General features: G+C 46.7%; 12 protein-coding genes. 7 read left to right on the top strand and 5 right to left on the bottom strand.

Annotation, left to right across the window (positions count from 1 at the left end; all coding sequences use genetic code 11):
* Positions 1-522: 522 nt before the first annotated feature.
* On the top strand, positions 523-1,659 hold the full coding sequence (locus VNM22_22455; protein ID HWP49933.1) for a HAMP domain-containing sensor histidine kinase: 1,137 nt from the start codon (positions 523-525) through the stop codon (positions 1,657-1,659).
* A gap of 205 nt (positions 1,660-1,864) precedes the next feature.
* Positions 1,865-3,016: a cysteine desulfurase NifS gene (gene nifS / locus VNM22_22460; GenBank protein HWP49934.1), complete on the top strand. Its 1,152-nt coding sequence runs from the start codon at positions 1,865-1,867 to the stop codon at positions 3,014-3,016.
* A gap of 7 nt (positions 3,017-3,023) precedes the next feature.
* On the opposite strand, the gene VNM22_22465 is transcribed toward nifS, so the two are convergent.
* From VNM22_22465 to VNM22_22485, 5 genes are all read right to left on the bottom strand, one after another.
* The gene (locus VNM22_22465; GenBank protein HWP49935.1) at positions 3,024-4,550 is read right to left on the bottom strand and encodes an SUMF1/EgtB/PvdO family nonheme iron enzyme; all 1,527 of its coding nucleotides are present in this window, start codon (positions 4,548-4,550) and stop codon (positions 3,024-3,026) included.
* 16 nt (positions 4,551-4,566) lie between these two features.
* Positions 4,567-5,322 carry a hypothetical protein gene (locus tag VNM22_22470; GenBank protein ID HWP49936.1) on the bottom strand — a complete coding sequence of 252 codons (756 nt, stop codon included), beginning with the start codon at positions 5,320-5,322 and terminating at the stop codon, positions 4,567-4,569.
* Positions 5,307-7,205, bottom strand: coding sequence for a right-handed parallel beta-helix repeat-containing protein (locus VNM22_22475; protein ID HWP49937.1), 1,899 nt, complete (start codon positions 7,203-7,205; stop codon positions 5,307-5,309). The genes VNM22_22470 and VNM22_22475 overlap by 16 nt, the downstream gene beginning before the upstream one ends.
* Before the next feature lie 501 nt (positions 7,206-7,706).
* Positions 7,707-7,922: a UXX-star (seleno)protein family 1 gene (locus VNM22_22480; protein ID HWP49938.1), complete on the bottom strand. Its 216-nt coding sequence runs from the start codon at positions 7,920-7,922 to the stop codon at positions 7,707-7,709.
* 70 nt (positions 7,923-7,992) lie between these two features.
* Positions 7,993-9,048 carry a mandelate racemase/muconate lactonizing enzyme family protein gene (locus VNM22_22485; GenBank protein ID HWP49939.1) on the bottom strand — a complete coding sequence of 352 codons (1,056 nt, stop codon included), beginning with the start codon at positions 9,046-9,048 and terminating at the stop codon, positions 7,993-7,995.
* Between the two features lie 158 nt (positions 9,049-9,206).
* Here VNM22_22485 and VNM22_22490 point away from each other — a divergent pair, with 158 nt between their 5' ends.
* From VNM22_22490 to VNM22_22510, 5 genes are all read left to right on the top strand, one after another.
* The gene (locus VNM22_22490) at positions 9,207-10,712 is read left to right on the top strand and encodes an ABC transporter ATP-binding protein (GenBank protein ID HWP49940.1); all 1,506 of its coding nucleotides are present in this window, start codon (positions 9,207-9,209) and stop codon (positions 10,710-10,712) included.
* A gap of 95 nt (positions 10,713-10,807) precedes the next feature.
* Entirely contained in the window at positions 10,808-11,851 is a 1,044-nt protein-coding gene (locus VNM22_22495; GenBank protein HWP49941.1) for an ABC transporter permease, read from the top strand.
* An 18-nt stretch (positions 11,852-11,869) separates the two neighbouring features.
* Positions 11,870-12,814 (top strand): ABC transporter permease, encoded by a 945-nt coding sequence (locus VNM22_22500; GenBank protein HWP49942.1) that lies wholly within the window; start codon positions 11,870-11,872, stop codon positions 12,812-12,814.
* Between the two features lie 187 nt (positions 12,815-13,001).
* Positions 13,002-14,036, top strand: coding sequence for a BMP family ABC transporter substrate-binding protein (locus tag VNM22_22505; GenBank protein ID HWP49943.1), 1,035 nt, complete (start codon positions 13,002-13,004; stop codon positions 14,034-14,036).
* A 47-nt stretch (positions 14,037-14,083) separates the two neighbouring features.
* Complete coding sequence (locus tag VNM22_22510; protein HWP49944.1) at positions 14,084-14,944, top strand: pirin family protein; 861 nt, start codon at positions 14,084-14,086, stop codon at positions 14,942-14,944.
* The last annotated feature ends 68 nt before the right edge of the window (positions 14,945-15,012 follow it).

Consider the following 15,012-nt stretch of genomic DNA (forward strand, 5'->3'; position numbering starts at 1 on the left):
GTGCTCTGGTTAAGGGGTAAAAGGGATGTAGGTGCGGTTTCTATCCTCTGATTTTGAATGATATATTTTCAACCAGATTTGGTATCTTTGCAGGATCTCTTCGGATGAAGGGTTGTTACCTGTAAGTGATCAAACCATGAAGATAAAAACGTCTAAAACCTGGACGACGGAAGACTGGTAAAAGCTCACTCTGGTTGATGGATCAGTCCTATTCTTTGTGAATGCGGAATGATGGGGATAAAGACGGTCTTGGCATCAAGGTTGCTAAAAGGTTTGAACGCTTAAAACAGGGGCTTCTAGCTCTGAAATAACTAAGTAATCCAGTTTAATATAAATCAGTTCCGGTCCATTGTTTGCTTAGTTTTGACAAATAACTCTACGCCATTCATAAGCCCTTAGAAGGGTAAATAATAATAAAGAGATACCTACATTCCGCCCATGGGAAGGATAGAGTAAAAGTCTTTATTAAATAAACAATGCACGAAATTCTTATGAAGAATTGATATGACGGAAAATTAAAATATGTCCAGTGATAAAATTGCCCTGATCGATGAGCTCAAAAGATATGTAACCGGTTTAGAAGAGATAAACAAGGATTTGAAGTCTCTGGTGACCTCTATGATCCCCGGAGCTCTTCTGGTTGACAACCGGGAAACCATTAAAATCATGAACCCTTCGGCCAAAAAGATATTGGGATTACCGGTAGATACTGAATTTGTGGAGGGTTCTTTTTTAAAGAATACTCTAGGATTTAGTCCCATAGGATTACTTATAGAAAGTAAAAAGGAGATTGTCAAAAAGGAGATACAGATCTCTGAAAGAATCTATCAGACTGTTATATCTGCTGTTCGGGATGAATCTCAAGCTCTGTTGGGAGCTGCAGTTGTTATTTTAGATATAACCGAAGAGAAAAAGCTTCAGGAACGAGAAGCGGATTTCCTGGCTATGATTGTTCACGATCTTAAATCTCCGATGACGGTTATTAAAGGAGGTACCGAGGCCATTTTGGGTGAGGTAACAGGAAGTATTACCGAGGAACAAAAGGCAGTACTTTTCGATATCCAAGGTGCAAGCGAATGGGCCATTGAGTTGATCAACAATTTCCTTGAACTATCTCAATTGGAATTTCGACAGATGAAGTTAGAATTACGAGGGGTCAATATCTGTGAGCTTATTTTGAAAGCCCTCATGGAAATTCATCTTCTTGCCCAGAGAAAGAATCTTGTACTAACCCACCATCTAGAAGAAAATCTGCCTCCCGTTCTTGGAGAAGCGGAAAAGTTAGAACGGGTTCTTGTTAATCTTCTCAACAATGCGGTTAAGTTTACACCGGAACAGGGTCAGATTGAAGTAAGGGCCCGGTTAATTGAATGGCCCGCAGAACAGGAGGAACTTAAAAAAAGGAGAATGATCCAGGTAGACATCCGTGATACAGGTCCGGGGGTTGCTGTAGAAGACCGGGAGCTCATCTTTGAGAAATATCAACAGGCTAAAATAGGAAGATCCCCGGAGTATAAGGGAACTGGATTGGGTTTGGCCATTTGTAAAATGATCATAGAGGCCCATAACGGCAAAATTTGGGTCCATGGCGAGCCGGGAAGAGGAAGCACTTTTAGTTTTACAGTACCCGTGGCAGAACAGAACCCCTCTGATCCATAAAAATTTAATTCTTATCTCCTCACTTTACATTTGTTCACCTTACCGTTTATATTAATTATAAAGACCCATTCACCGTGAGAATTTTCCTGAAGGGAAAGGCCGATTCTAGGGGATTGATCTCTAACCGTCCTCTTCCTACACGGGAATGGTATAACAACAATAAACGATGAATTTCCTTAGCTCATTGTTCCTGGTTGAGGGTCCTATGCAAGTTTATCTGGATCATAATGCAACCACTCCCGTAGATCCTCAGGTTTTGGAGGCCATGCTTCCGTATTATCGAGGTAAGTATGGCAATGCTTCCACCCTTTATGCCTTGGGAAGAGAGGCCAGAGTTGCCGTAGATGATGCCCGGGAGCGGGTCGCGGAGTTAATCCATGCCCAGCCTGCTGAGATTTATTTTACCAGTGGTGGAACCGAATCGGATAATACCGCTTTAAAAGGTGTTGCTTTTGCCAATCGGGAACGAGGAAATCATATTATTACTTCCCAGATTGAGCATTCTGCAGTTTTGGATACCTGCCGTTATCTGGAGAAACAGGGGTTTGAGGTGACTTACCTACCCGTAGATCGATTTGGAAAAGTTCATCCCCAACAGGTGTTAGAGGCCCTCACGGACCGGACTATTCTGATTTCCATCATGCATGCCAACAACGAGATCGGAACCATCCAACCCATCGAGGAAATTGGGACCATAGCTTGGGAACGAGGGATTTATTTTCACACCGACACGGTTCAAACGTTTGGAAAACTACCCATCGATGTAAAACGGATGAAAATCGATTTGCTATCGATTTCGGCTCATAAGATTTATGGACCTAAAGGGATTGGGGCTTTGTATATTCGGAAAGGGGTGAATATAGATCCACTTTTGCATGGAGGTGAACAGGAACGCAAGCGGCGGGCAGGAACCGAAAATGTTCCGGCCATTGTAGGATTCGGGAAGGCGGTAGAGCTGGCAAAAAAACACATGGAGGCAGAGGCTCAGCATCTCACAAAGCTGAGGAATCAACTTTTTGAAGGACTTCAATCCCGAATTGATGGAATTACCCTCAATGGGCATCCTGTAGACCGTTTACCGGGTACCTTGAATATCTCGGTAAAGTACGTTAAAGGAGAGGCCCTTTTACTTCAACTGGATAAACAGGGAATTTATGTCTCTACGGGTTCTGCATGTGCCTCGGGATCTATAGAACCCTCCCATGTTTTGTTGGCCCTGGGTATGTCCGAACAAGAAGCCAGGAATTCTATCCGATTTAGCTTAGGACGAGAAAACACAGAAGAAGATATTGCCTATGTATTAAATGTCTTCCCGGAGGTCGTACGAAAACTTCGAGGAATCTCTGTACTGGCCTAGGGTAGTGTTAGGAGGAAGTTTGGATAAATGAAACCGCCACTCGGAAGCCGTTACCGGCATGCCGTACGTCTGGTTGGTAGCGGTCCCGGCATGCGGAACGGCAATACCAGGCGTAACTATTCCAGGAGCCTCCCCGTAATACCCGGTAGGCGTTATTTCCCTCTGATTCCCAAATCTGCTTATCTGACGGTGCGTTCTGATAGTTTTCATGCCAGGGGTCTGCACACCATTCCCAGACGTTACCATGCATATCATAGAGTCCGAAGGCGTTTGCTATCCCAAAACTTCCCACAGGGGTGGTCTCCTTACGGTATTCCCCGAGGGGTCCTTCTCCATAAGGCTCCTGACCGTTATAGTTGGCCAGATCCGTTGTAAGGGTATAACCCACATGGAACGGCGTCATGGTTCCGGCCCTACAGGTGTATTCCCACTCGGCTTCGCTGGGTAAGCGATAGGCTCGCCCCGTTTTAAGGGATAATCGGGCACAAAACTCCTGGCAATCATACCATGATACCTGTTCCACAGGTCGATCTGCACCCCGGAATCTGGACGGTTCAGGATCCAGGGACCGGTTAACGGGGGGTAGGGCGGCTATGGCTTGCCATTGTGCCTGGGTAACTGTAAACTTTCCTATAAAAAATGGCGTCACCCTCACCAGATGTTGGGGACCTTCTTCACCCAATCGCCCCGGCTCTTTATTCGGTGACCCCATCCAAAATGTTCCCTCCGGAATGGCAACCATTTCCAGGGTTATTCCATTCCCCAAATCCTCCAGGAAAAAGTACCCCTGACCCCTACGATAGCCTTTAGCCTTTCCCCTCGGGTCTACGGTCAGGGTATCAAACTCGAAGGGATAAAGTTGAGGAAAACCGGATTCAGAAGGAGGAGTAGATAAAAGTGTGGGAGTATGGGTGTGTGGGGATATGGGCGTGTGGGTGTGAAGGCGTAAGGAAGGTTTCTCTTCTCCTCCCCTACCCTTATACCTTCCTACTCCCATACCGGTTTTTCCACGTTTTTTAGTCTCAACCGGAGGTTCTACCCAGGTTCGAGGATCTCGACGGCTTTCTTCAAAGGATCTGCCGGCTTCGATACTTTTCAAAATATCCTGAAACTCGAAGTAAATCTCACCGGTGTCATAATTTAGTTTTAGTTCGATATTCTCCGGATCTTCGGCGGCTAACTCTCGGAGTAGTTTCAGGGCTTTTTGGGAGTTATAGCCCAGGGTGGTGACCAGATCGAAAGGTTTTATCCTTCCGCCATTTCGAAGGGCAATCCTTCGTACAGTATCTTGTAGGAGTTTTTTCATGAACTTAGCCTTCCGTAGGCAAACTCTCCTCAAGAGGCCAATCCCGATGAGCAAAGGTATCATAGCCAGTCCGATGTAGGCAATAATCCCCGACACCTGTAGGCCCCAATGGGCCCAGATACTTAAAAAAATAAAGGTGTTTAAAGAGCCCAGGATAAGGGCGGCAGTACCCACAGTAAAATCAAAATTAATGCCAAATCTTTCCGATATTTTTTCTGGATTCTTCATTCTATCTAATCGATATTTAGTCCTGTTTACTCGTACTTCCCCCACGTGTGCCCCGGATGGCCTCTATGAGAGCTCCCCCAATAGCTCCGACCACCGAGAGTTGAAACGCTCCACCCATAGCTCCCTGGATAGCTCCGATAATGGCCGAAAGGATGGACAGGAAAATTGCAAAAGGGAGGGTCCAGGTTATTCCATAGCGGGCTCCGGTCACTGCGCCACCGATGGCCCCGGTCATCGCCCCTCCTAGGAGGCCAACAATAGCCCCAAAGATAGCCAGGTGGAAGGCTCCGAGGAAAATAGCTTTACCGGTTGTTCCCAGAATCATCACCGTATTCAATACCTGGTTAATTACCTGGGAGCTTCTGGCTACTTCCTCCCTTCCCCCCGGGGACGGGGGGAATTCCCCCGCGAGCGGGGGAAGAGGGGGTTGAGCAGGTTGAGGATTCATTCCCAATGCCAGGGCCCACGATTCTACTGCCCAGTAAGCTGCATCCTTGGATAATGCAAGATTATCCTGGAGTCGCTTTGTGAGCCGGGTTAAAAGAATCTCAGCAGGTATATCCTCCTGCGATGTGAGGAGATCAGCTATAGCTCCTTCCCTGAGGGCACTGATCAGTACAAAAATCTCGCGTTTGTACTCTCCACAAGAGTCCCGGAGCAAAGCCTCGCAACGCGCCGGATCTTCACATATCGAGCGCCCGTACTGGATAAGGATTTCTCGTAATTTTTGACGAGGTAAGTTATCCATGGGTTTATTTAATTGATTTTGCACCGTCGGATAATCGGATGACTTCCCTGGACGATTTTTACTTCTAGGTGAGCATTATTAAATAACTCACACTCCTCCACGATTCCCTGTCCTTTGTTAAGGATCCAAAGTCCCCCTGACTTTCCATGATGAATCTTGCATTGTCGGATAACAGGGGCACTATTTTCCTGGATTCCTATTCCTACCCTGGCATTGCCGGAAATTTCACACAACTCCACCCTTCCCCGACTGTTCCCGGTAATCCAGATGCCTCCAGAGCCACCATCGTGGATTTTACATCGCCGGATAACCGGATCACTTCTCAGACCGATTCCTATTCCCACCCCGGCATTACCGAAAATATCACAGGATTCGATCATGCCCCAACTGTTTTTAATAATCCAGATACCATCTGATTTTCCATGGTAAACCTGGCACCGTCGGATAAGGGGGGAACTTCCTTGCTGAACCAGGATAGCCACCCCGGCATTACCAAATATCTTACAATCTTCGATGATTCCCTCTGCCTTTTCACCGATCAAGATACCCAAGAGCTTCCCGTTATAAATCTGGCATTTACGAATATCGGGATTACTTCCCCGCTTGATTTCGATCCCGGTCCTTGTATTACCGAATATCTTACAATCTTCCAGCGTTCCAGATCCGTTTTCAATAAAAGAGATACCTGTAGATTTTCCGTCCCGGATCTGACATCGTCGAATGAGAGGATGACTCCCACGGGCAATGATTATTCCTGTAGATCCATTACCGAAGATATCTGAATCCTCGATGATACCTGTACTCCTTTCATGGATATAAATCCCGACCTCTTCTCCGTGATGGATTTGGCATTGTCGGACGACGGGATTACCTCCTTGTGTGATGAGTATTCCTGCTTTGACGTTATTGAAAATTCGGCAGGACTCTACAATTCCCCGTCCATTTTCGGAGATGGCAATACCCACATGCCTCCCATGTCGGATTTGACACCGTCGGAGGGTCGGATTACTATCCTGCCGGATAGCCACTCCAACCTGGATATTACTGAAGATATCACAATCTTCCAGGGTCCCTTGACCCTTTTCGTAGATATGGACACCCCCTTGTTTACCATCATGGATTTGACATCGGCGTAAGATCGGATTGGCAGTAGGTCCATGGATGGCCACACAGAACAGCGAATCCGAAGTGATATCACAATCTTCTAACACTAACTGGCCCTGCGGGATATCCACTGCAGCGTATTTCTTATCCGGTAAGGTAGTACGACCTCGCAAGGTTAGACCCCGTACCAGGGCATAATCCGTTTCCATGCGAATACAATTTCCATCTGTGTTTTCAACAATAATCTCTGTAACCGGCCCATCGCCGATAACTTGTAAGGATTTATCGATTATAAGGCTTTCTTTATACAGGCCCGGTCGCACAAGGATACGAGCTCCGGGTTGTGCCCTTTTAAGGGCTTCACCTAAGGTCTTACTGTGTCCGAGACCTTGGGGGGAAACAATAAACGTCGGTACCGAAGGAATTTCAGCAGGCAAAAAAGAGGTGGAAGTTTTCTCTCTTTCTTTTACCTCTCGCTTTGTTCCCTCTTCTTTTTTAAGTACCCCCAGTGCCAAGGCCCAGGATTCTACTCCCCACCTTGCAGCCTCTTCGGGAAGATTAAGGTGTTTTTGCAATCGTCTGGTAAGCTCTTCCATCCGTGCTTCCAGTAACAATCCGTCCTGTAAGGTGAGTAGATCGATCGGCACCCGGGCCTGGAGAGCGCGGATCAAGATAAAAATCTCCCGTTTATGTTGATTCCCAAGGTCTCGTAGCAGGGTAATCCAGGATCGGGGATTATGGCATACAGAAGGACCGTATTGGGCAATAATTTCACGGAGTTTTTGACGGGGTGCGTCGTTCAAGCATGATGAAGGCCACCTCCGTCTCGCCTCCCAACCTCCCCTTCAACTTTTTTCCCTTTTAGAGATAAAAGGATTTGAGTAAATTACCTTTTCCCGTCGACGGGGGCTTTTAGGAATAGGTTTTTTCTCACCCAACCCCCTCACTTCCCTAGGCGCCAGGTTAGGGTGCCCGCACCGGTCCCTCCCCCCCTGCCCGCGGGGGAATCCCCCCGTTCACGGGGGGAGAGGGGAGAGAGGGAACTTCGCTTCAAAGTTCCTTCCCCTGCCGGACGGAGGAAGGTCAGGAAGGGAGCCCTCATAGGGGTATCTTTTTATTCCCCTAATCCCCTGACCCCCTTCCCGATGCGGGAAGGGAAGTCGGAGGGTCAGGTTCAAACAACCTGACCCTGAAGGGTCAACGGGGAGGGGACCGAGGGGTAAAGGGAGTGAGGCGAGTCGATCGGCCCTGGTATTATTCTTTATTCTTGCTCCAAATCAGCCACCGGCTGAACATTACACACTTCAACTCCCACCAAATCCAATGGTTACTTTTCCATTTTCCACAATAACAGGGACATCTCGCCGCCCCTTCGAGTACTCTAGCATGCGCTTCAAATCGTCTTTGCTTCTATAAACATTGATGTATTCAAATGGAATACCTCTCCTGGCATAATCCTGCCGGGCATCTGAAGTATAGGGTCACGTGTCTTTACCAAAGATTAAAACTTTTTCGGACATACCCCAGGGAGTCCAAAGTCCAGAGTTTAGAGTCCTATTAACCCAGGACTTTAAACTTCGGGCCTTGAACTTATTTTATTTCAAATCGTTGAACGGCTTCTTCATTGAGATCAATTCCAAGCCCGGGCTTCTGAGGTACTTCCAGGAAGCCCTGGACCGGTTGAAGGGGCTCGATTAAGAGATCATCAAAATTTACAATATCTGACTCTCTTAAGAAATATTCTACGGTTAAACTATTTGAAGTAGCCGCAACCAGATGAACGTGGATATCCCAAAAATAATGAGGAGCTACAGGAATATCCCAGCCACCGGCCATATGGGCTACCTTCATCCATTCTGTGATTCCTCCGACAACCGTTACATCCGGCTGTAAGATGTCGGCGGCTTTTCTCTCGATGAGATCCCGGAACCCCCATCGGGTTCCTTCAATCTCTCCGGTTGCTATAGGAGTTTCCAGGGCAGCTTTAATCTCGGCACTTGCCTGGATATTATCCGGCATTACCGGTTCTTCAATCCATTGAATGTTATACGCTTCAAATAGACGACCGGCTTTAATGGCCGTTTTAGCATCGGGATAGGCATTGTTGGCATCTAACATTAGAGAGATATCCTCGCCAATGGCTTCACGAACACGCCGAACCCGCTCTACCTCTTCCTTTAAGGATAGTCGTCCCACCTTTATCTTTACGGCCTTAAATCCCTTCTCCACATAACCGGCTATTTCATCGGCCAGGTCCAGGGGTGTTTTTCCCTCCCGATAATATCCTCCACTGGCATAGGCCGGAACTTTATCCCGATATCCTCCCAACAACTTATAAATCGGTTTCTGAACCGCTTTCCCCATGATATCCCAAAGGGCGATATCGATACAGCTAATTCCCCGGATTATGGCCCCCCGACGTCCTGGAAGAAGGGTATTATAAAACATCTTATGCCAGATGCGTTCCACATCAAAAGGATCTTCACCGATGACCAGATCCTTTAAAATCGACAAAACCCCTTCTTTTACCAGGCGTCCACCGAAGGAATAACCTATGCCGGTAATTCCTTCATCGGTGATAACCCTGACGATGGTATACTCCCGCGCTGTAATAACCTTCGTAGAAAAGGCAGTAGGTTGTCTCAACGGGATTCTAACAACCTGGCATTGAATGTCTCTAATTTTAATAGTTGTCCCTCCTATGGAGTTTGTCCAAGTATAATTTCGTAGAGAATGATCTTTAAAAAAATACTCCACCTTTTCCTTGACGAGATGAGGAAGCGGTGGTAGCCGTAAAAGTAAATATGCCGATCACTTTAGTAGAAATGAGGAATATTGTCAAGTATTTCCCTGGAGTTCTGGCTAATGATCATATTAATTTTACAGCCTGGAAAGGGGAAATTCATGGGTTGTTGGGCGAAAATGGTGCGGGCAAAACCACTTTGATGAATATCCTTTACGGCCTTTATCAACCTGATCAGGGAGAGATTTACTTTGAGGGAAAAAGGGTGGTTATCCAGGCCCCTCAGGATGCTATTCGGTTGGGGATTGGGATGGTTCATCAGCATTTTATGTTAATCCCACGTCTGACGGTCGCCGAGAATATTGTTTTGGGACTCAAGTCTCCCCGAGAACCTTTTTTAGCCATCCGAGAAGCAGAAGATCGTATTCAGCAGCTTTCTGAAGAATACGGCCTCAAAGTAAATCCCCGGGCACGGATTTGGGAACTCTCAGTAGGGGAAGAACAGAGGGTTGAAATCCTGAAAGCTTTATATCGAAACACTAAACTCCTTATCTTAGATGAACCCACCGCGGTCTTGACTCCTCAGGAAGTAGATCGATTATTTGAGGCTTTGAGTTATATCCGGAAAAAGGGATGTACCATCATTTTCATCAGCCATAAGCTCAAAGAGGTTAAAGAAATTACAGACCGGGTCACGGTTCTTCGTAATGGAAAAGTTGTTGCAACTTTTGCAACGACAGAAGTTACCGAGGGCCAATTAGCTAAACTGATGGTGGGTCGCGATATTCTGCTGCAGGTATTTAACCCTCCGGTAGAAAAGGGAAAGCGTGTCCTTGAAGTTCAGGATCTTTCTGTATACAATGATAAGGGCCTGGAGGCCGTAAAAAAAGTTTCTTTTTCTATTCATGAAGGGGAAATATTGGGTCTTGCCGGAGTTTCTGGAAATGGTCAGAACGAATTGGTTGAAGCCCTGGTCGGGTTACGAAAAGTCGAAAAAGGAAAGGTCTGGATCTATGAAAAGGATATAACCCATCTCTCACCCCGGAAAATCCTGGAACAAGGGGTAGGATATATTCCCGAAGATCGCTTAAAGGTGGGAATTGCAGTAAGTTTATCCGTGGCTGAGAATCTGATTCTCCGACAATACCGTCACCCGGAATTTTCCAGGGGAGGCTTTTTCCGTTCCGAAAAAATTAACTCCTATGCTAAAAGTTTGGTCGATCGGTTTAATATTAAAACACCTTCTCTGGATACTCCTGCCGGTAAGCTTTCCGGTGGAAATTTACAAAAACTCATTCTGGCCCGAGAGATTTCTCAAGAACCTCGCCTCCTCATTGCCGTTCAACCTACCCGCGGATTAGACGTGGGAGCTACCGAATATATCCAGACCCGACTTTTGGAACAAAAACAAAGGGGAACGGCCATTTTGCTGGTTTCAGAAGATTTAGAAGAAATATTTGCCTTAAGTGATCGGATCGCAGTGATATACGAAGGCCAGATTGCCGGTATTGTTCCAACCCGGGAAGCAGACCGGGAGCAAATTGGGTTGATGATGGCCGGAGGATAGCCGGTTATCTGTTGTTCTTTGTTCGCTATTGATACCCGATGGCAAAATTTCACGGGTGTTCCTCAGGTAGGGACAACCCCATAGGCAGTAAGCTAATGTTTTCTAAAATTTTGAATTCCTTTATTACGATACTGTTAGCTTTGTTGGTTGGGATGATTCCGCTTATCCTTACAGGAAACAATCCTGTGAAGGCTTACATAGCCCTTTTCCAGGGCGCTTTTGGGAGTCTGTATGGGTTGACCGAGACCCTGGTAAAGGCTATTCCCTTGATTCTGACCGGACTGGCCGTTTCTTTCCCACTTCGCGCAGGATTTTGGAATATCGGAGCAGAAGGTCAATTGTATTTGGGAGCTATGGCTGCTACGGGGGTTGCTTTAACCTTTGGGCACCTGGCCTCCTTTATTTTACTTCCTTTGGTTATCCTGTCCGGGTTTTTAGCCGGAGCTTTGTGGGGTTTAGTTCCAGCTTTTTTGAAAGTCCGATTACAGGTCAATGAGATCCTTCTGACCCTGATGATGAACTATGTTGCCGTTAACGGATCTAATTATTTGGTATATGGACCCTTAAAAGACCCGCAGGGAGCCAATTTTCCAATTACTGCTACCTTTTCAGAAGCCGCCTGGCTTCCTCGTCTTCCGGGTACCCGTTTGCATGCCGGAATTATCCTGGCTTTTACCATGGCCGGAGTCCTTTATCTTATCCTGGGTAAGACCCGTTTGGGCTATGAGATTAAAGTAGTAGGAGCCAATCCCCAGGTCGCTTTATATGGAGGTATTTCCTTGATGACCATTACTTTGATCGTGATGATGATAGGAGGCGGATTGGCAGGATTGGCAGGGGTCGGGGAGGTTGCAGGCCTTCAACATCGTCTCCGAAAAGATATCTCACCCGGATATGGCTATACCGCGATTCCTATTGCACTGCTTGGAAAAGGACATCCTATAGGAGTTACCATTGCTGCCCTCCTCTTTGGGGCTTTATTTGTGGGAGGTTCTCATATGCAACAAACAACCAAAGTACCTGTGGCCTTGATCTCTATTATTCAAGCTTTGGTCGTCTTGTTTGTGGTGGCAGGAGAGGCCTTAAGAAGTTCTTCCTTTGGAGTCCGTAACCCGTTACAAAAGATAACAAATCCATAACCCAAATTCCACAGACCTATGTCGGATATTTTAACAATAACTTTTCTCATTTCGGTCTTGACGGCAGCCGTGCGTGCGGGAACCCCTTTATTTTTTGCCGCCTTAGGGGAGATCCTCGCAGAGCGATCGGGGGTTTTAAATTTGGGCCTCGAAGGGTTGATGATCCTGGGGGCTTTATCTGGATTTATGGTAGGAAGTGCGACGGGAAATCCCTGGTTAGGATTGCTTGCTGCCATGCTAAGTGCCGGACTTCTCAGTCTCCTCCACGCTTTCCTGTGTATTCATCTTAGAGGCAATCAAGTCGTCAGTGGCATTATGCTGGTTCTTCTAGGAATGGGTCTATCCAGTTTTGTAGGAGAAAACCTGGTCGGTAAGACGACCCGGGGGTTTCAGCCCCTTCCTATTCCTATTCTGAGTCGACTACCTATTCTGGGTCCGGTTTTATTTCAACATAGTATTCTGGTTTATCTGGCCATCTTGCTGGCCTTTCTTTCCTGGTTTTTTCTGTTTAAAACCCGTTGGGGCCTGGAGGTCATTGCCGTAGGCGAAAGTCCCGAGGCTGCAGACACGGTAGGTGTTCCCGTACAGGCTATTCGATATGCCTGTGTCCTGATAGGAGGTATGTTGGCCGGAATTGGCGGTGCCTTTCTTTCCCTGGCCTATACCCGCATGTGGGTCGATCAGATGACTGCCGGTCGAGGCTGGATTGCCGTAGCTCTCGTAATCTTCTCGGCCTGGCTCCCTCAAAGGGCTTTGCTGGGAGCTTACTTTTTTGGTGGTATAGAAGGACTTCAACTCCGGCTTCAGGCGGCAGGAATAGGTATTTCTTATCATATCTTGCAGATGATGCCTTATCTGGCCACTATCTTTGTCCTTGTCTTCTCAGCCCGACAAGAATTCCGACAAAAGATAGGCGCCCCAGCAGCTTTAATGAAACCCTATGTGCGTGGAGAACGAGCCTAACCTTAAAATCAGTATCCATGAAGGACCCTAAGACTATAAAGAACCCTATAGAATAACTGTACCGTCCTTTAAAAACTGGTTGTATCTTATAAAATACAAGGGGATTTTGCTTTGTAATGGGAGGAGAGTTTAGAGGATATTCTTTTAGTCCTTTGGGACCTTTCGTAGGAAGATCGAGGAGAGAACTATGAATAAAAGATCCTGGTTTACAGGCGTTGTAATCGTTTTGCTTTTTTCCGTTCTTTCAACCTTTGGGCTCAAAGTACAGGCTCAAGACAAACTTAAAGTAGCATTTATTTATGTAAGCCCGGTCGGGGATTTTGGATGGAGTTACGCCCACGATCAGGGACGGAAGTATCTGGAGAAGACCTTGAACTATGTGGAGACTGCCTATACAGAGTCTGTAGCTCCACCCGATGTGGAACGGGTCATCCGGGATTATGCCCAGAAGGGCTACAAAGTTATCTTCACCACCAGCTTTGAGTTCATGGATCCCACATTGGAAGTTGCCAGGGACTTTCCGGATACTATTTTTGAGCACTGCTCCGGATACAAGACCGCGAAAAATGTAGGCACTTACTTCGGTCGTATCCACGAAGCTGCCTATTTAAGTGGGCTCGTTGCGGGGAAAATGACCAGGAAAAACAGATTGGGTTTTGTGGCTGCCCATCCTATTCCTGAAGTTATCCGTAATATTAATTCCTTCACAAAAGGAGTTCGTGAAGTCAATCCCCAGGCAACCGTTAAGGTGGTCTGGACTGGTTCGTGGTATGATCCTCCTAAAGAAAAGGAAGCAGCCCTGAGTCTTATTGAGGCCGGAGCCGATGTGATTGCTCAACATCAGGACTCTCCGGCGGCTTTAGAAGCTGCCAAAGAAAAACAAGTCTATTCGGTGGGTTATAACAACGATATGAGTCAATTCAATCCCGAGGGTTTTTTAACAGCGCCCGTCTGGAATTGGGGTCCTTTTTATGTAGAGGTTGTAAAATCTGTAAAGGAGGGGACCTGGAAAAGTGAGTCCTACTGGAAAGGTTTTGAAGCCGGTATCATCGATATTGCTCCTTATGGAAAGGCGGTCCCTCAAGAGATACGGGATTTTGTGGACAAAAGAAAACAGGAAATCAAGGAAGGGAAATTTAAGGTATGGCCGGATAAAAGCGATGAAGAACTTCTCAAAATGAATTACTTTATCGAGGGGGTAGAAGGACAAATTCCAAAATAAACCAGGCAAAAAGAATTAACCTTTCGGGGTTTTTTAAGGAGGTAAGTATGGAATCAGTACCCAGAAAAGTCGAAAAGCTCATTGAGCCGCAACCTGTCATTGAAGGAGCAGGTGTTAAGCTGAGGAGAAGTATTGCAATCCCAACCTTGGACCACCTGGATCCCTTTCTATTACTGGATCATTTTGCGTCCGGTAATCCCGATGATTACAAGGCCGGATTCCCCATGCATCCCCATCGGGGAATTGAAACCGTCACCTATGTGCTTTCGGGGGTTGTTCACCATCGAGATACCCTGGGTAATTCTGGAAGTATCAGTGCCGGGGATGTTCAGTGGATGACGGCGGGAGGTGGTATTATGCATGAGGAAATGCCCCAGGTACGTCCTGAAGGAATTGCAGGATTCCAGCTCTGGGTCAATCTCCCGGCAAAACTTAAAATGACCCGGCCTCGCTATCAAGATATCCGATCCCATGAAATTCCAGAATTCAAACGGAAAGACGGTACCATCATTCGGGTGATTGCAGGGGTTATAGATGATATTCAGGGTCCGGTGACCGGTATTGCAGTAGATCCCCTCTACCTGGATGTCTTTGTTCCTCCCCACACTTCTTTCACACAATCGATTAATCGGGGGCATACGACTTTTGCCTATGTTTTTGAAGGTAAGGCGAAATTTGAAGAAAACGGAGCGATGGTCTCTTATCCCCAATTAGTGGTTTGGAGCGATGGGGATAATGTCCGAGTTACCACGGATGAGAGTCCTGTTCGCTTTTTGCTGGTTTCCGGTAAGCCTTTGCATGAACCGATCGCGCGCTATGGTCCCTTTGTCATGAATACCCGGGAACAAATCGAGCAGGCACTCCTGGATCTCCGGCGGGGAACCTTTGTTTATTCAGAATCCAGGTAAAGGATTCCAAGAAATATCCTTTACAGGGATGGGCTTAGAAAAAGTAACAGTAAATAGGCCTCCCCTTC

It is taken from the genome of Candidatus Limnocylindrales bacterium (assembly GCA_035559535.1).
In the GTDB taxonomy this organism is placed as follows: Bacteria; Moduliflexota; Moduliflexia; order Moduliflexales; family JAUQPW01; genus JAUQPW01.